This is a genomic window from Aurantibacter aestuarii (genome assembly GCF_003008425.1).
Classification (GTDB): domain Bacteria; phylum Bacteroidota; class Bacteroidia; order Flavobacteriales; family Flavobacteriaceae; genus Aurantibacter; species Aurantibacter aestuarii.
The window spans coordinates 1-226 of record NZ_PXOQ01000002.1 but is presented as its reverse complement, the minus strand read 5'-3'; the positions used below and the strand labels follow the sequence as shown (position 1 = coordinate 226).

Below are 226 nucleotides of genomic sequence, written 5' to 3'. Positions count from 1 at the left end.
GGAATATGTTCAGCCCTACGTCAAAGCGCAGAAGACCGATGATCGAGATGCGGAGGCCATCGCGGAAGCCGCGACCCGGCCAACCATGCGCCTGGTGACGCCAAAAAGCGAAGCTCAGCTCGATTTGCAGATCCTGCACAGGGCGCGTGCAAGGCTGGTTGCGGAGCGGACGCGGTTGACCAACCAACTGCGCGCCGTCCTGTTAGAACGCGGCATAATCCTGCCT

1 protein-coding gene is annotated in these 226 nt (G+C 61.1%); it reads left to right on the top strand.

The window, feature by feature from the left end; translation table 11 throughout:
• Window positions 1-226: IS110 family transposase (locus C7H52_RS00010; protein WP_146129989.1), on the top strand; the 226-nt coding region annotated here is incomplete at both ends.